The organism is Pseudomonas sp. MWU12-2345, from assembly GCF_023242385.1.
Classification (GTDB): domain Bacteria; phylum Pseudomonadota; class Gammaproteobacteria; order Pseudomonadales; family Pseudomonadaceae; genus Aquipseudomonas; species Aquipseudomonas gingeri_D.
In genome coordinates, this window is record NZ_JALLJA010000010.1 from 157,973 (window position 1) to 175,715 (window position 17,743).

Annotated in this window: 13 protein-coding genes; 12 read left to right on the top strand and 1 reads right to left on the bottom strand. The window is 62.9% G+C overall.

What is annotated here, in order from left to right:
* Window positions 1–102 precede the first annotated feature (102 nt).
* Window positions 103–1,482, bottom strand: coding sequence for an L-serine ammonia-lyase (locus M5C71_RS20420; protein ID WP_100942537.1), 1,380 nt, complete (start codon window positions 1,480–1,482; stop codon window positions 103–105).
* Window positions 1,483–1,924: 442 nt separating this feature from the next.
* Between M5C71_RS20420 and M5C71_RS20425 the strand changes: the two genes are divergently transcribed.
* From M5C71_RS20425 to dbpA, 12 genes are all read left to right on the top strand, one after another.
* On the top strand, window positions 1,925–2,872 hold the full coding sequence (locus tag M5C71_RS20425; protein ID WP_103498301.1) for a choline ABC transporter substrate-binding protein: 948 nt from the start codon (window positions 1,925–1,927) through the stop codon (window positions 2,870–2,872).
* A 69-nt stretch (window positions 2,873–2,941) separates the two neighbouring features.
* Window positions 2,942–3,787, top strand: coding sequence for a choline ABC transporter permease subunit (choW, locus tag M5C71_RS20430; protein ID WP_103498304.1), 846 nt, complete (start codon window positions 2,942–2,944; stop codon window positions 3,785–3,787).
* Window positions 3,784–4,962 carry a choline ABC transporter ATP-binding protein gene (gene choV, locus M5C71_RS20435; protein ID WP_103498302.1) on the top strand — a complete coding sequence of 393 codons (1,179 nt, stop codon included), beginning with the start codon at window positions 3,784–3,786 and terminating at the stop codon, window positions 4,960–4,962. The genes choW and choV overlap by 4 nt, the downstream gene beginning before the upstream one ends.
* 211 nt (window positions 4,963–5,173) lie before the next feature.
* Window positions 5,174–5,767 (top strand): transcriptional regulator BetI, encoded by a 594-nt coding sequence (gene betI, locus M5C71_RS20440; RefSeq protein ID WP_103498303.1) that lies wholly within the window; start codon window positions 5,174–5,176, stop codon window positions 5,765–5,767.
* A gap of 108 nt (window positions 5,768–5,875) precedes the next feature.
* Window positions 5,876–7,348 carry a betaine-aldehyde dehydrogenase gene (gene betB, locus M5C71_RS20445; RefSeq protein ID WP_247263366.1) on the top strand — a complete coding sequence of 491 codons (1,473 nt, stop codon included), beginning with the start codon at window positions 5,876–5,878 and terminating at the stop codon, window positions 7,346–7,348.
* A 187-nt stretch (window positions 7,349–7,535) separates the two neighbouring features.
* Entirely contained in the window at window positions 7,536–9,239 is a 1,704-nt protein-coding gene (gene betA, locus M5C71_RS20450) for a choline dehydrogenase (protein ID WP_248768613.1), read from the top strand.
* Between the two features lie 268 nt (window positions 9,240–9,507).
* A complete protein-coding gene (locus tag M5C71_RS20455; protein WP_103498132.1) occupies window positions 9,508–10,203 on the top strand; it encodes an RraA family protein in 696 nt (231 codons plus the stop codon).
* A 145-nt stretch (window positions 10,204–10,348) separates the two neighbouring features.
* Window positions 10,349–11,791, top strand: coding sequence for a TldD/PmbA family protein (locus M5C71_RS20460; RefSeq protein WP_177100730.1), 1,443 nt, complete (start codon window positions 10,349–10,351; stop codon window positions 11,789–11,791).
* The gene (locus M5C71_RS20465) at window positions 11,791–13,128 is read left to right on the top strand and encodes a metallopeptidase TldD-related protein (RefSeq protein WP_248768614.1); all 1,338 of its coding nucleotides are present in this window, start codon (window positions 11,791–11,793) and stop codon (window positions 13,126–13,128) included. The genes M5C71_RS20460 and M5C71_RS20465 overlap by 1 nt, the downstream gene beginning before the upstream one ends.
* Before the next feature lie 334 nt (window positions 13,129–13,462).
* On the top strand, window positions 13,463–14,296 hold the full coding sequence (locus M5C71_RS20470; RefSeq protein ID WP_248768615.1) for an alpha/beta hydrolase: 834 nt from the start codon (window positions 13,463–13,465) through the stop codon (window positions 14,294–14,296).
* Between the two features lie 204 nt (window positions 14,297–14,500).
* Window positions 14,501–15,931, top strand: coding sequence for a multidrug transporter subunit MdtD (mdtD, locus tag M5C71_RS20475; protein WP_248768616.1), 1,431 nt, complete (start codon window positions 14,501–14,503; stop codon window positions 15,929–15,931).
* A gap of 348 nt (window positions 15,932–16,279) precedes the next feature.
* Window positions 16,280–17,617 (top strand): ATP-dependent RNA helicase DbpA, encoded by a 1,338-nt coding sequence (dbpA, locus tag M5C71_RS20480; RefSeq protein ID WP_247263367.1) that lies wholly within the window; start codon window positions 16,280–16,282, stop codon window positions 17,615–17,617.
* The last annotated feature ends 126 nt before the right edge of the window (window positions 17,618–17,743 follow it).

Here is a 17,743-nt window from a genome sequence, read left to right on the forward strand (position 1 = left end):
GTGTTGCGAAGGCCTATCAGTTACCTGTTTGCGACGCGCCAAAAGGTGGCGCGTCCCAGGGACAGTGGTCGATTTATGCACAGTCTTGGCAGTGGGCTGACCTCAGCACTCCACCGCACTAACCGCCAACCCACCCCGCGAAGTCTCTTTATATTTGTCATGCATATCGGCCCCGGTATCGCGCATGGTGCGGATCACCCGGTCCAGGGAAATAAAGTGCTGACCGTCGCCGCGCAAGGCCATCTGCGCCGCGTTGATCGCTTTCACCGCCGCAATCGCATTACGCTCGATGCACGGCACCTGCACCAACCCGCCGACAGGATCGCAAGTCAGCCCCAGATTGTGTTCCAGACCGATTTCCGCCGCGTTGCACAACTGCTCCGGCGTCGCCCCGAGCACCTGCGCCAAGCCCGCCGCCGCCATGGCGCAAGCCGAACCCACTTCGCCCTGGCAGCCGACCTCGGCCCCCGAGATCGAGGCGTTCTTCTTGCACAGGATGCCCACCGCCGCCGCCGCGAGGAAATAGTCGACGACATTGGCGTCGGTCACCACCTCGCTGAACTTCATGAAGTAGTGCAGCACCGCCGGGATAATCCCCGCCGCGCCGTTGGTCGGCGCCGTGACCATGCGCCCGCCCGCCGCGTTCTCTTCGTTGACCGCCAGGGCGAACAGGTTCACCCACTCCATCGCACTCAAGGTCGAACCGATCACATTGGGTTTGTTCAGCTCCTGCAAGCTGCGGTGCAACTTGGCCGCGCGCCGGCGCACATTCAAACCGCCAGGCAGGATGCCTTCGTGCTTGAGGCCCTGCTCCACACAATCCTGCATCGCCCGCCAGAGTTTCATCAGGCCGCTGCGAATCTCGTCCTCACCCCGCCAGACCTTTTCATTGGCCAGCATCAGCTCGGCAACGCTCAGGCCATGTCGCTGACACAACTCAAGCAACTCCACCGCACTGGAAAAATCATACGGCAACACCGTGCGGTCCATATCCGCCACGCCGCTTTCCGCCTGGGCCTGGTCGACGACAAAACCGCCGCCCACCGAGTAGTAGGTATCGCGATGCAGTTCTTTACCTTCTTCGCCGAAAGCGACCAGGGTCATGGCATTGGGGTGAAAGGCCAGGTTCTCGTCGATCAGGCGCATGTCCCGCGCCCAGACAAACGGAATCGCCAGGCGGTTATCCAGCAGCAAGGTGTCGGTTTCCCGCAAGGTGGCGATGCGCAGGCCGATCTGCGACGGATCGATCGCATCCGGCCATTCGCCCATCAGGCCCATGATCACCGCGTTGTCGCTGCCATGACCGATGCCGGTGGCCGACAGCGAACCGTAAAGCTGCACTTCAACCCGCGTCACCTGCGCAAGCTCCCCCCGCTCACGCAGCCCCTGGACGAACAACGCCGCAGCGCGCATAGGCCCCACGGTATGGGAGCTGGAAGGGCCGATGCCGATCTTGAACAGGTCAAACACGCTGATTGCCATTGTTGCGAAGTCCTCTGAGTGCCTGTTCCAGACGCCTGAGCGTCCGGTGGCGAAGCTGCTACGCTCAAGCATCGCAATCCGCCGGGATAAAGCATCATCAGCCTTTTGAAAGCCCACACGACGTCTCACACCGACGCACCCATGCCCAGCAACGCCAGCTTCCGCGCACAGGTAATTTCCGGCGTTTTTTTGCGGCGCAGAGGGGAAAAAAGGCCGGAAAAAAGCTGTAAACGACCTCACCGACACTGGAAGCGACCCTCCCTGTACTGGATACGACGCACCCTGTAGGCGACAGATTTAGGCTGGTACATGATCAGTCTCGACTCGATTGCAAGGCACCGGGGTAGAGCCGTCCTCAGCGCCTACAACCGCAACACAAAATAACTAAGCGCGATCGTCCAGTCGGACCACTGCCAAAAATAAACATCCAGGAGTCCACCCCATGAAAGGTTCCCCGTCGTTGTTGTTGGCCGCCATGCTGAGTCTGCCGATGCTGGCCCAAGCCGCAGAGCCAGCACAGTGCAGTACCGTTAACTTCTCGGATGTCGGTTGGACGGACATCACCGCCACCACCGCCACCACCAGCGTGGTACTCGACGCCCTGGGCTACAAAACCAAGACCACGATGATTTCCGTGCCGGTGACCTACAAGTCCCTGGCCGACGGCAAGAACATGGACGTGTTCCTCGGCAACTGGATGCCGACCATGGAAAACGACATCAAGGCCTACCGTGATGCCGGCACCGTGGAAACCGTGCGCACCAACCTCAAGGGCGCCAAGTACACCCTCGCCGTGCCTCAGGCGCTGTACGACAAGGGCCTGCATGACTTCGCCGATATCGCCAAGTTCAAGAAGGAACTGGACGGCAAGATCTACGGCATCGAGCCGGGCAACGACGGCAACCGCCTGATCCAGAGCATGATCGACAAGAACGCCTTCGGCCTGAAAGACGCCGGCTTCAAGGTCGTCGAGTCCAGCGAAGCCGGCATGCTCTCGCAGGTCGACCGTGCGCAGAAACGCGACACCGCCGTGGTCTTCCTGGGCTGGGCGCCGCACCCGATGAACAAGCGCTTCAAGATCGAATACCTCACCGGTGGTGATGAGTACTTCGGCCCTGACTTCGGCGCCGCGACCGTCCTGACCAACACCCGCAAGGGCTACACCCAGGAATGCAGCAACGTCGGCCAACTGCTGAAGAACCTCGAGTTCACCGTCGACATGGAAAGCTCGCTGATGGGCAACATCCTCGACGACAAGATGAAGCCTGAAGCCGCTGCCAAGGCGTGGCTGAAGAAGAACCCACAGGTGTTGACCACCTGGCTGGCGGGCGTGACCACCATTGACGGTAAACCAGGCCTGGAAGCCGTGAAAGCCAAGCTCGCGCAATAACCGCCACGTCCGGGCGGGTTCGCCCGCCTGGACTGGCATTTATTTCCCCGCATGTGGACGTTCAATACCATGCTGACTGAACATAAAATCCCCCTGGGCCAGTACATCGCGGCGTTCGTCGAATGGTTGACGAAGCACGGTGCCAACTACTTCGATTTCATCGCCTCGACGCTGGAAGCGATGATCCACGGCGTGACCTTCGCGCTGGCCTGGTTCAATCCGCTGGCATTGATCGCGCTGATCGCGGCGATCGCCCACCTGATCCAGCGCAAATGGGGGCTGACCGCCTTCGTGATCGCCTCCTTCCTGCTGATCCTCAACCTGGGATACTGGCAGGAAACCATGGAAACCCTGGCCCAGGTGATGTTCGCCACCCTGGTCTGCGTGGTGATCGGCGTGCCGCTGGGCATCGTCGCCGCGCACAAGCCGATGTTCTACACCCTGATGCGTCCGGTCCTCGACCTGATGCAGACCGTACCGACCTTCGTGTACCTCATTCCAACCCTGACCCTGTTCGGTCTGGGTGTCGTCCCCGGTCTGATCTCCACGGTGGTGTTCGCGATTGCCGCGCCCATCCGCCTGACCTACCTGGGTATCCAGGATGTACCGCAAGAACTGATGGACGCCGGCAAGGCCTTCGGCTGCTCGCGTCGTCAACTGCTCTCACGGATTGAACTGCCCCACGCCATGCCGAGCATCGCCGCCGGTGTCACCCAGTGCATCATGCTGTCATTGTCGATGGTGGTGATCGCCGCGCTGGTGGGTGCCGATGGCTTGGGCAAACCCGTGGTCAACGCACTGAACACCGCTGATATCGCCCTCGGCTTCGAAGCCGGCCTGGCGATCGTATTGCTGGCAATCATGCTCGACCGTATCTGCAAACAACCCGACGCACAGGTAAGGGGTGACGCATGAGCATCATTCGCTTCGACAAGGTAGACGTCATCTTCTCCAAGAATCCGCGAGAGGCCCTCGCGTTGCTGGACAAAGGCCTCAAGCGTGAAGAGATCCTGAAAAAGACCGGCCAGATCGTCGGTGTGGAAAACGCCAGCCTGGAAATCGAGAAAGGCGAGATCTGCGTGCTGATGGGGCTGTCCGGTTCCGGCAAGTCCAGCCTGCTGCGCTGCATCAACGGCTTGAACACGGTCAGCCGTGGCCACTTGTTCGTCGAACATGAAGGTCGACAGATCGACATCGCCAACTGCACCGACGCGGAACTGAAGATGATGCGCACCAAGCGCATCGCCATGGTGTTCCAGAAGTTCGCCCTGATGCCCTGGCTGACGGTGCGCGAGAACATCAGCTTCGGCCTCGAGATGCAGGGTCGTCCTGAAAAGGAACGCCGCCAACTGGTGGACGAGAAGCTGCAACTGGTCGGTCTGGAACAATGGCGCAACAAGAAGCCCGACGAACTGTCCGGCGGTATGCAACAACGCGTGGGCCTGGCCCGCGCCCTGGCGATGGACGCCGACATTCTGTTGATGGACGAACCCTTTTCGGCCCTCGACCCGCTGATCCGCCAAGGCTTGCAGGACGAACTGCTCGACCTGCAACGCAAGCTGCACAAGACCATCGTGTTCGTCAGCCACGACCTGGATGAAGCCCTGAAGCTGGGCAGCCGTATCGCCATCATGAAAGACGGCCGGATCATCCAATACAGCAAGCCGGAAGACATCGTGCTCAACCCGGCGGACGAATATGTGCGCACCTTCGTCGCCCACACCAATCCGCTCAATGTGCTGTGCGGGCGCAGCCTGATGCGCACCCTGGACAACTGCAAGCGGGTCAACGGTTCGGTGTGCCTCGACCCGGGCGGCGATTCGTGGATCGACTTGGCCGAAGGCAACACCGTCAAGGGTGCCCGCCAGAACGGCGCCGTCCTGAACCTGCAAAGCTGGGTGCAGGGGCAAGCGGTGGAAGGCCTGGGGCGTACGCCGACCCTGGTGGATTCGAACATCGGTATGCGCGATGCCTTGCAGATCCGCTACCAGACCGGCCACAAGCTGGTGCTGCACGACAACAACAAGGTGGTGGGGATTCTCGGCGACAGCGAGCTGTATCACGCACTGTTGGGCAAGAACCTCGGTTGAGACCGATGCAAAAACGCCGCGAGCGCATCGCGGCGTCTTTGTTTTCGGAATGTCGTTTTACCGCTGACCGCAGGGGAAGAGCCACCGGATAACGGTTATTTGTCGTAACCTCGGTTTTTTGTTAATTGAACGTTCAATCAAAACAAAATAGACTGGTCCCCATGCCGGTAGCCGCTTCCTGGCTACCAACAGGTCTGAGGAGAGGTGCACGATGCCCAAGGTCGGTATGCAACCCATACGCCGTCAGCAATTGATCGCCGCGACGTTGACGGCGGTCGACCAGGTCGGGATGGCGGATGCCAGCATTGCGCTGATCGCCCGCTTGGCCGGGGTTTCGAATGGCATCATCAGCCACTATTTTCAGGACAAGAATGGCCTGATCGCCGCCACGATGCGCTACCTGATGAATGTCCTGATCGAGAACGTCGCCGCGCGTCGCCTGGCACTGACAGACGACAGCCCGCAGGCCCATCTGCAGGTGATTATCGAAGGCAACTTCGATGCCAGCCAGGTCAATGGCCCGGCCATGAAAACCTGGTTGGCCTTCTGGGCCACCAGCATGCACCACCCGTCTTTGCACAGGTTGCAGCGGATCAACGATCACCGTCTGTATTCGAACCTGTGTTGCCAGTTCCGCCGCGTCCTGCCGCTGCCCGCAGCCCGCAGCGCCGCACGCGGGCTGGCCGCGCTGATCGACGGTTTGTGGTTGCGCGGCGCGTTGTCGGGAGACGCTTTCGACACCGCACAGGCGCAACGGATCGCTTACGAATACATGGATTTCCAACTGGCTAAGCAGGAGCGCTAGAGCACCGGGAAACGCTCGGCCCCTGAACGACTGCCGACCGGTGTTGCCAGAACCTTACTGGCGTACCTGGCGGTTAACGCCAACCACTTATGCACTTGCGAGGACACTATGGCCCGTTTCGAACTGCAAAAACTCTACATCGACGGCGGTTACTCCGACGCCAGCGGCGATGCCACTTTCGATGCCATCAACCCGGCTAACGGTGAAGTTCTCGCCAAAGTGCAACGCGCGACCCAGTCAGACGTCGAGCGGGCCGTGGTCAGTGCCGAGAAGGGCCAGAAAATCTGGGCCGCGATGACCGCCATGGAGCGTTCGCGCATCCTGCGTCGCGCCGTCGACATCCTCCGTGAGCGCAACGACGAACTGGCCGCCCTGGAAACCCTCGACACCGGCAAGGCTTACTCGGAAACCCGTTACGTCGACATCGTCACCGGTGCCGATGTGCTGGAGTACTACGCAGGCCTGGTGCCCGCCATCGAAGGCGAGCAGATTCCGCTGCGCACCACCTCGTTCGTCTACACCCGTCGCGAGCCGCTGGGCGTGGTGGCAGGTATCGGTGCATGGAACTACCCGATCCAGATCGCCCTGTGGAAATCCGCCCCGGCCCTGGCCGCCGGTAACGCGATGATCTTCAAGCCAAGTGAAGTCACTTCGCTGACCACCCTGAAACTGGCCGAGATCTACACCGCGGCCGGCGTACCGGACGGCGTGTTCAACGTACTGACCGGCAGCGGCCGTGAAGTCGGCACCTGGCTGACCGAGCACCCGCGCATCGAAAAAGTCTCCTTCACCGGCGGCACCGACACCGGCAAGAAAGTCATGGCCAGCGCTTCCAGCTCGTCGCTCAAGGACGTGACCATGGAACTGGGCGGCAAGTCGCCGCTGATCATTTTCGACGACGCTGACCTCGATCGCGCCGCCGACACCGCGATGATGGCCAACTTCTACAGCTCCGGCCAGGTCTGCACCAACGGCACCCGCGTGTTTGTGCCGAGCCATCTGAAAGCTGCGTTCGAAGCCAAGATCGTCGAGCGTGTGGCGCGGATTCGCGTCGGTAACCCGGAAGACGAGAACACCAACTTCGGCCCGCTGGTCAGCTTCGCCCATATGGAAAGCGTGCTGGGCTACATAGCCAAGGGCAAGGAAGAAGGCGCGCGCCTGCTGTGCGGCGGCGAACGCCTGAGCGCCGGTGAGTTCGCCAAGGGCGCCTTTGTCGCGCCGACCGTGTTCACCGATTGCAGCGATGACATGACCATCGTCCGCGAAGAAATCTTTGGCCCGGTGATGAGCATCCTCAGCTACGAAACCGAAGAAGAAGTGATCCGCCGCGCCAACGACACCGACTTCGGCCTGGCCGCCGGTGTGGTGACCCGCGACCTGAACCGCGCCCACCGCGTGATTCATCAACTGGAAGCCGGTATCTGCTGGATCAACGCCTGGGGCGAGTCCGACGCCAAGATGCCGGTCGGCGGCTACAAGCAGTCGGGTGTCGGCCGTGAAAACGGCATCAGCTCGCTGAACAACTTCACCCGGATCAAATCGGTACAGGTCGAGTTGGGTGACTACGCCTCGGTGTTCTAAGACCCGAGTCTTGTATTGCCCGTGAGGCCGTCTTCGCGGGCAAGCTCCGCTCCCACAGGTTTTTCGTCGTTCGCAGCTATTGCGTCTGGCTCAAACCTTGTGGGAGCGGAGCTTGCCCGCGAATCGAGTGCAAGGCACTCGTCCTGAGACGCCCCGCCCCGACCCACTTCAACGAGGGCTGCATTTCATGTCCCAAGAATTCGATTACATCATCATCGGTGCCGGCTCCGCCGGTAACACCCTGGCCGCCCGCCTGACCGAAGACGCTGGCGTCACGGTCCTGCTGCTCGAAGCGGGCGGTCCCGACTACCGCTTCGACTTTCGCACCCAGATGCCCGCCGCCCTGGCCTTCCCGCTGCAAGGCCGGCGCTACAACTGGGCCTACGAAACCGATCCGGAACCGCATATGGACGGTCGCCGGATGGAATGCGGTCGCGGCAAGGGCCTCGGCGGCTCCTCGCTGATCAACGGCATGTGCTACATCCGTGGCAACGCCCTGGACTACGACGGTTGGGCCAAGCTGCCCGGCCTGGAAGACTGGGCCTACCTCGACTGCCTGCCGTATTTCCGCAAGGCCGAAACCCGTGACATCGGTCCAAACGACTATCACGGCGGCGAAGGCCCGGTCAGCGTGACCACGCCCAAGGCCGGCAACAACCCGCTGTTCCACGCCATGGTCGAAGCCGGCGTGCAGGCCGGTTACCCGCGTACCGTCGACCTCAACGGCTACCAGCAGGAAGGTTTCGGTCCGATGGACCGCACCGTCACGCCCAAGGGCCGTCGCGCCAGCACCGCCCGTGGTTACCTGGACACGGCCAAGCAGCGCTCGACCCTGACCATCGTCACCCACGCCCTGACCGACAAGATTCTGTTCGAAGACAAGCGTGCGGTCGGCGTGCGTTACCTGCTGGGTTCGGCCGAAGAACCGGTCGAAGTCCGCGCCCGCAAGGAAGTCCTGCTGTGCAGCGGCGCCATCGCCTCGCCGCAGATCCTCCAGCGCTCCGGCGTCGGCCCGGCCAAGCTCCTGCAAAGCCTGGATATCCCGGTGGTCCACGACCTGCCCGGCGTCGGTGAAAACCTCCAGGACCACCTGGAGCTGTACCTGCAATACGCCTGCACCCAGCCGGTCTCGCTGTACCCGTCGCTGCTGTGGTGGAACCAGCCGGCCATCGGTGCCGAATGGCTGTTCAACGGCACCGGCATCGGCGCCAGCAACCAGTTCGAAGCCGGCGGTTTCATTCGCACCCGCCCGGAATTCGAGTGGCCGAATATCCAGTACCACTTCCTGCCGGTGGCGATTAACTACAACGGCAGCAACGGCGTGAAAGAACACGGCTTCCAGGCGCACATGGGTTCCATGCGTTCGCCGAGCCGCGGTCGGGTGCAGGCCAAGTCCAAGGACCCGCGCCAGCACCCGAGCATCCTGTTCAACTACATGGCCACCGAGCAGGACTGGCAGGAATTCCGCGACGGCATCCGCCTGACCCGGGAGATCATGCAACAGCCGGCTTTGGATATTTACCGTGGGCGTGAAATCAGCCCGGGGATCGAGGTGCAGACCGACGAGCAACTGGACCAGTTTGTCCGCGAGCACGCCGAGACCGCGTTCCACCCGTCCTGCTCGTGCAAGATGGGCACCGACGAGATGGCGGTGGTCGATAGCCAGGGTCGCGTGCATGGCATGCAGGGCCTGCGGGTGGTCGACGCGTCGATCATGCCGATCATCACCACCGGCAACCTGAACGCGCCGACGATCATGATCGCCGAGAAAATCGCCGACAAGATCCGTGGCCGCCAGCCACTGCCGCGCAGCAAGGCCGACTACTACGTGGCCGGCGAGGCGCCGGTGCGTGGCAAGCCGGTGCGTGAAGTGAGCCGTACTGCGCAGTAACCGCTGAAAAGCTTCGCGGGCAAGCCCTGCTCCTACAGTTTTTTGTCGTTCACAGAATTTGTGTACGCCACCACCTTGTAGGAGCAGGGCTTGCCCGCGAATGCGTCAGTTCAGGCAACATCAATCTCCCACCACATAACGTAAACAATCCCCACACCGCCCTACCCTTGCTCCTACCCACCGCGCAGGCCTAATCTAATGGCGCGCAAACGTTTCACCCCCGCCCCAATTCGACACACCGCCACATTGCTGGCCACGAGGCTTTCCCATGTTTGATGTCGTATCTTCGAGCAAATGGCCCACCGGCTACCTGATCAATCCCAACCCCGAGCCCATGGACCCCAAGTGGCTGACGGAATTCAGCAAGATCCCGGCCGCCGCGGTCAGCGACTGCCTCGGTCGTAACGTCGGTGGGCTGGGCCTGCGACCGTTCCACGGCAACACCCCGATGCTCGGCAATGCCCTGACCGTACGCGTGCGCCCGGGCGACAACCTGATGATCCTCAAGGCCATGCAGATGGCCCGCCCAGGCGATGTGCTGGTGATCGACGGCAGCGCCGACCTGACCCGCGCCGTGTTCGGCGGCATCATGCGCGCCATGGCCCTCAAGGCCGGTATCGTCGGCGTGGTGATCAACGGCGCCCTGCGCGACCTCGACGAATGGCAGACCGGCGAACTGCCGGCCTACGCCATCGGCGGCGTGCACCGTGGCCCGAGCACCGACGGCGGTGGCGAGATCAACGTACCGATTTCCTGTGCCGGCATGCTGGTGACCCCGGGCGACCTGATGATCGGCGACGGTGACGGCGTTGTCGCCGCGGCTCGCTCCGAACTGCCGGAACTGCTGATCCGCTGCCACGACCTGCTGGCGCGGGAAAAAGCTACACTGGCGGCGATTGAAGCCGGCACCCTGGACCCGGACCGCTTCGACGCGATCCTGCGCGCCAAGGGCTGTCCGCTCTAAGGTCAACAGCCTCAAGAGCTTCGCGGGCAAGCCCTGCTCCTACAGTTTTTCGTCGTTCACGGCACTTGTGTACGACACTACCCTGTAGGAGCAGGGCTTGCCCGCGAAGAGGCCCTCCCGAACACCCCGCACAAGGAGGTTCCCCATGTTCGACTTCCACCCCCAGCTCAAGCAACGGTTCGCCGGCTTGCGCACGGGCGCTGAATTCTTCTCGCTGCGTTACGTGCGCGAATCCGGCCAATACCTGTCGGTGCGCAAGAACGTGGCCGAACCCCCAAGCCTGCGCCTCGACGAAGGCGCGATGCTGACCGTCCGCGTCAACGGCGTCGAAGCCTATGCCGCGACCAACGACCTGTCCCAGGCCGGCCTGCAAAGCGCCCTCGAACGCGCCGAAAACTACGCCCGCTTGATGGCCCCCCACGCCCTGCTCGACCTGCGCCAACAGGCCGTCTCCAGCGACCGCGCCGATTACCGCTCGCCCCAGCTCGACCAGCCCTTCCCGTCACTGAGCGACTGCTACGCCCTGCTCGGCGCCGAATCCGCCGCCGTGCCCAAGGACGAGCGGCTGGTCAACTGGGAAGTCAGTCTCGGCCTGACCCAGGTCGAACAGATCTACCTCAACAACGCCGGCGCCGAACTGCGCCAGGCCCTGCGCTTCGTCTACCCGGGCCTGAGCGTCACCGCCTACGACGGCGCGGACAGCCAGACCCGGACCCTGGGCCGGGAAAACTTCGGCCAGCAAGGCAGCGCCGATGTCATCGGCCGCTCCGGACTGATCGGCGCCGGCACCCGGATCGCCGACCAGGCCCTGCAATTGCTGCTGGCGCCCAACACCCCGCAAGGCCCGCGCGACCTGCTGTTGACCCCGGACCAGATGATCCTGCAGATCCACGAATCCATCGGCCACCCGCTGGAACTGGACCGCATCCTCGGCGACGAACGCAATTACGCCGGCACCAGCTTCGTCAAGGCCAGCGACTTCGGCAGCCTGCAATATGGCTCGGCGCTGCTCAACGTGACCTTCGATCCGACCATCGCGCAGCAACTGGCCAGCTACGGCCATGACGACGACGGCACCCCGGCCCGCAAGGAGTTCCTGATTCGCGAAGGCCGCCTGCTGCGTCCACTGGGCGGCGCGCTGTCACAGTTCCGCTCCGGCCTCGACGGCGTCGCCAACAGCCGCGCCTGCAGCTGGAACCGCGCGCCCATCGACCGCATGGCCAACCTCAATATCGAACCGGGCGACCAGTCCTTCGCCCAACTGGTCGGCGGTATCGAGAAAGGCATCCTGATGTCCACCAACCGTTCCTGGTCCATCGACGATGCCCGCAACAAATTCCAGTTCGGCTGCGAGTGGGGCCAGCTGATCGAAAATGGCGAGCTCAAGGGCGTGGTGAAAAATCCCAACTACCGGGCAATTTCCGCACAGTTCTGGCGCAATCTCAGCGCCGTCGGCAACGCCGAGACCTTCCAGGTCCTGGGCACGCCGAATTGCGGCAAGGGCGAGCCCAACCAGGTGATCCGGGTCGGGCATGCCTCGCCCGCCTGTGTCTTCAGCAATGTCGATGTGTTTGGAGGAGATGCCTGATGAGTACTTCACTGAGTCAGGTCGAACACTTCCGCGCGCTGGTCGAGGGTTTGCAGAAACAACTGCACGCCACGGAACGTTTCACCCTGGGTTATGCCGCCGAGTCGTCGGACTTTATCCGTTTCAATCTGGGCCGGGTGCGCCAGGCCGGGCAGGTGCAACAGGCCAGCTTGAGCTTCAAGCTGATCGACGACGGTCGCCACGCCGACTTGCAGATCACCCTCTCCGGCGAACCTGAGCCGGACCGTCAGCGCCTGGCGGACGGCCTGCAACAACTGCGCGAAATCCTCCCGCTGTTGCCGGCGGACCCGTACCTGCTGCTCAACCACAACGCCTGGCAAAGCCAGAACGTGCAAAGCCATCCGTTGCCGGAGACGGCGCGAGTACTGGAGGAAATCAGCCGCGCCTCGGTCGGCCTGGACCTGGTCGGGTTCTACGCCGCCGGTCCCATCAGCCGGGGCTTTGCCAGTTCCGACGGGGCCTTTGGCTGGCACCAGGCCAATAGTTTCAACTTCGACTGGAGCCTGTTCCACGAAAACGGCCAGGCGGTGAAAGCCAGCTACGCCGGCCATGACTGGAACAGCGACGGCTTTGCCCGGCGCTTCCAGCAGGCCCGTGAGCAACTCGAGTTTCTCGGCCGACCGTTGCGCACCTTGGCGCCGGGCGAGTATCGCGCCTACCTGGCACCGGCGGCGCTGGAAGAAGTCATGGGCATGCTCAGTTGGGGCGGCTTCTCGGCCCAGGCCATCGGCAGCAAGCACAGCCCGCTGCAGAAGCTTTACGCGGGCGAGGCCAGCTTCAGTTCCAGCGTCTGGCTCAGCGAGCAGATCAGTGGCTCGTTGAGCCCGGCGTTTTCCAACGAAGGCTATCCCCGTGGCGACGTGTCGTTGGTGGCCGCGGGCGCGGCGGACCAGCAGTTGATCAACTCCCGCAGTGCCGCCGAGTACGGGCTGACCACCAACGGTGCCAGCGGCGGCGAGTATCCCGGTGCCTTGCAGATGCGCGCCGGGCAACTGGCCCAGGCCGATATTCTCAAGCGACTGGGCACCGGCTTGTATATCAGCAACCTGTGGTACCTGAACTACTCGGACCAACCGGCGGCGCGGATGACCGGCATGACCCGCTTCGCCACCTTCTGGGTGGAGAACGGCGAGATCCAGGCGCCGGTCAGCACCATGCGCTTCGATGACAGTGTCTACAGCCTGTTGGGCAGCCAGTTGGAAGCCCTGACCCAGGAACGCGAGCTGCTGCTGTCGGCGAGCACCTACGACCAGCGACAGACCGCGTCGAACCTGCTGCCGGGGGCGTTGATCAGCAAGTTGACCCTGACCCTGTAAACCTGGAGTCCGTTCTCACGGACACCGCAAAACCTATAGGAGCAGGGCTTGCCCGCGAAGCTTTTAGCGCTCTCAAGGGCCTATTCGTGGGCAAGCCCTGCTCCTACAGGTCCGCGGCGGTCACAAGATCTCTGACCGAAACACCCGCATACCTATCCGTTCAGTCAGTTGCCCTGACGCCGCCCGGCGCGCTATATATCCCTCTGTTTTTTTTCACACTATCAAAACGCCACCCTCATACGACAACACCCAGAGAAACCAGACTCGACCCGCGATTTCCTTACTCAACGCCGCACCTCTTTCATCCCCCGAAAGTGCTTTGCTGGAGCTTGATATGAATCATGGAAGCTTTGTCATCAACAACCTGTACCGGCACTTCAACATCCATGTCGAACGTATCGGCGACGATCCCCGGCGCAAGACGGTCCTGCTGGTCAACGGTGCCCTGGCCACCACCAGCTCTTTCACCCGTACCGGCAAGTGCCTGGCCGAACACTTCAACGTGGTGCTGTTCGACCTGCCCTTTGCCGGGCGCTCACAACCCTACAATCCCGATCCGGGGTTGGTGACCAAGGACGACGAGGTGGAGATCCTCCTGGCCCTGGTGCAGCGCTTCGAGGTCAATCACCTGGTGTCCGCCTCGTGGGGCGGCATTTCCACCCTGCTGGCCCTGACCCGGCACCCACCGACCATCGAAAGCTCGGTGGTGATGGCCCTGGCGCCCGACCTGAATCCACCGATGCGGGCGTATGTGCAGCGCGTCCACGAACTGATCGCGGTGGACGACAAATCCGCCATCGGCCACCTGCTCAACGACACCGTCGGCCACTTCCTGCCACCACGCCTCAAGGCCACCAACCACCAGCACCTGTCCTCGATGCCCAGCACCGAATACCGCCAGGCGCGCTTTCATATCGACCAGGTGCTGCAGCTTGGCGACGGTAATTACCTGCGGGCCTTGTCCACGATCCAGAGCCCGGTGCATTTCATCAATGGCGCCAAGGACATCTACACCCCGGCCGCAGGTGCGCGGGTGTTCCAGGAATATATCCCCCGCAGCAGTTTCTCCGTCGCCGAAGACACCGGCCACCTGCTCGACCTGGAATCACGCCAGGCCGCCAACGCGGTGCATCAGGCTTTGCTGGGGTTTCTGCTGTCGCCCGGATAGCATCGCGTCCTGTAGGAGCCGGCTTGCTGGCGATCCAGGCGACGCGGTCCATCAGGCACACCGCGTCATCGTTCATCGCCAGCAAGCCGGCTCCTAAAGGTGGCGGGTGTGTTCAAGATCTCCGGCAACGAGCACACGCCTACACCGTTCCTGACCGATCAGGCATACTGCAACTACGTAGCCAGCTAACAAACAGAGCCGCCCATGCCTGATCGTGCCCCACTCGACGTAACGACCGCTCGCTGGCTACCGTGGGTGGTAGCCATTGCCTTCTTCATGCAGTCCCTCGACGGGACCATCCTCAACACCGCACTGCCCGCCATGGCCCTCGACCTGGCGGAAAACCCCCTGCGCATGCAGGGCGTGGTGATCGCCTACATGCTCACCGTGGCCCTGCTGATCCCGGCCTCGGGATGGGTTTCCGACCGCTTCGGCACCAAACGCATCTTCTTCGGCGCAATCCTGCTGTTCAGTATCGGCTCCCTGCTCTGCGCCCTGTCGAGCTCGCTGAACATGCTGGTGGGCGCCCGGATCATCCAGGGCCTCGGCGGTTCGCTGATGCTACCGGTCGGCCGGCTGGTGGTGCTGCGGGCCTACCCGCGTTCGGAGCTGGTGCGGATCATGGGCTTCATCACCATCCCCGGCCTGCTCGGCCCGTTGATCGGCCCGACCATGGGCGGCTGGATGGTGCAGTACCTGACCTGGCACTGGATTTTTTTGATCAACCTGCCGGTGGGCCTGCTCGGCTGCTACGCGGTGTGGAAGTTCATCCCGGACCTGCGCGGCAGCGAGCGCACGCGCTTCGACGGCATCGGCTTCCTGTTGTTCGGCGCGGCGATGCTGCTGATCACCATCGCCATGGAGGGCCTGGGCGAGCTGCAACTGCCGCACCTGCGGGTGATGTTGCTGCTGTTCGCCGGCCTCGCGTGCCTGGCGGCGTATTGGCTGCGGGCCGGGCATATCGATAATCCCTTGTTCGCGCCGTCCTTGTTCAAGACCCGGACCTTTGCCGTGGGCATCCTCGGCAATCTGTTCGCCCGCCTGGGCAGCGGCGCCCTGCCGTTCCTGGTGCCGTTGCTGCTGCAAGTGGCCCTGGGTTACTCGCCGTCCCAGGCCGGGATGAGCATGCTACCCCTGGCGGCGGCGGCGATGTTCGCCAAGTCGATCGCCCGGCCGCTGATCGAGCGCCTGGGTTATCGCATCGTGCTCACCGGCAACACCCTGGCCCTGGGCGTCATGCTCGCGGTCATGGGCCTGGTCACCGAGCAGACGCCTTACCCCTTGTTGCTGGCCATGCTGGCGATTGCCGGGGCGATCAACTCGCTGCAGTTCACGGCGATGAACACCGTGACCCTGATCGATCTTGACGACAAGTCCGCCAGCAGCGGCAACAGCCTGCTGTCGGTGGTGGCGCAATTGTCCCTGAGCCTCGGGGTGGCCTGCGCCGGCGCCCTGCTCGGCGGCTTTACCGCCGCGGTCGGCAACGATGGCGTGGAGACGGTGCTCGGCGCCTTTCAACTGACCTTCCTCACCGTGGGCATCATGGCGATGCTGGCGGCAACAATTTTCCTGCAGCTTTCACCCCAGGACGGGCGGCGGGCCAGGGTGGTTCAGGAGCAGCATATCGAGCACTGAGTGCCTTTGGGTGCGCTCAGGGGCCTCTTCGCGGCGGTGCGGCGATCCGACAAGCTCCGCTCCCACAAGTTGCGCGGTGCCTGCAACACTTGCGCCTGGCTCCGATCTCAGTGTGGGAGCGGAGCTTGCCCGCGAAGAGGCCAGCAGCCACACAACAGGTTCAAGCCATTGCCCCAAAGCAGCGCCTCCCACAACAATCAGCCTGCACTACCAGTATTTGGCTACTTTTCGTCCAGAATTTGCAGCGCCGCCAGTCGGGACTGATACACTGCGCGACATTTTGTTTTGCAGGCCAGTCCCGTGACCACCATCGCCACCGCGTTTAACTCTTTGCCACTGTCCGCCGCCATGCTGGCTAACCTCGACTCCCTCGGTTATGCCCAGATGACGCCGATCCAGGCGCAAAGCTTGCCGGTGATCCTCAAGGGCATGGACCTGATCGCCCAGGCCAAGACCGGCAGCGGCAAGACCGCGGCCTTCGGCATCGGCCTGCTGAACCCGATCAACCCGCGCTTCTTCGGTTGCCAGGCGCTGGTGATCTGCCCCACCCGCGAGCTGGCCGACCAGGTCGCCAAGGAAATCCGTCGCCTGGCCCGCGCCGAAGACAATATCAAGGTGCTGACCCTCTGCGGCGGCGTGTCCCTCGGACCGCAGATCGCCTCCCTGGAACACGGCACCCACATCATCGTCGGCACCCCGGGGCGTATCCAGCAGCACCTGCGCAAGGGCTCGCTGGTCCTGCACGGCCTCAACACCCTGGTCCTCGACGAAGCCGATCGCATGCTCGACATGGGTTTCTACGACGCCATCGAGGAAATCATTGCGCAGCTCCCGGAACGTCGGCAGACCCTGCTGTTCTCCGCCACCTATCCGGTAAGCATCAAGCAGCTGGCCTCCAAGTTCATGCGCAACCCGCAGCAGGTCAAGGCCGAGGCGATGCACGCCGACAGCCAGATCGAGCAGCGCTTCTACGAGATTTCCCCGGAAGAGCGCATGGAAGCCGTGGTCAAGGTGCTCAACCATTTCCGGCCTGAGTCCTGTGTGGCGTTCTGCTTCACCAAGCAGCAGGTCCAGGAAACCGTCGACCACCTGACCGCCAAGGGCGTGTCCGCCGTGGCCCTGCACGGTGACCTGGAACAGCGTGACCGCGACCAGGTCCTGGCGATGTTCGCCAACCGCAGTATCTCCGTGCTGGTGGCCACCGATGTGGCGGCCCGTGGCCTGGATATCGATGCCCTGGACATGGTGATCAACGTCGAGCTGGCCCGTGATTCGGAGATGCATATCCACCGCGTCGGCCGTACCGGTCGGGCGGGCGAGACCGGCCTGGCTATCAGCCTGGTGGCGCCGTCCGAAAGCCTGCGCGCGCGGGCCATTGAGGAAGTGCAGAAGTCGCCGTTGAACTGGGACCAGCTCGACAACCTCAAATCCCAGGGCGGCAGCCCGCTGCTGCCGGCCATGAGCACCCTGTGCATCGCTGCCGGGCGCAAGGACAAGGTCCGTCCGGGCGACATCCTCGGTGCCCTGACCGGCGACGCCGGGATTCCCGGTGCCCAGGTCGGCAAGATCGCGATTTTCGACTTCCAGGCCTACGTGGCGGTGGAGCGCGGCGTCGCCAAGCAGGCCTTGCAGCGCCTGAACGACGGCAAGATCAAGGGCCGCTCGCTGCGCGTGCGGATTCTCTGAATATCAAGGGCCAGCTCGGTCCCCACCATGGATCGGCTGGCCTTGCTCGCGCAAACAGCGGAAACCTGTAGGAGCAGGGCTTGCCCGCGAAGACGTCAGTATTATCAACCTGATCTTTCGGATAGC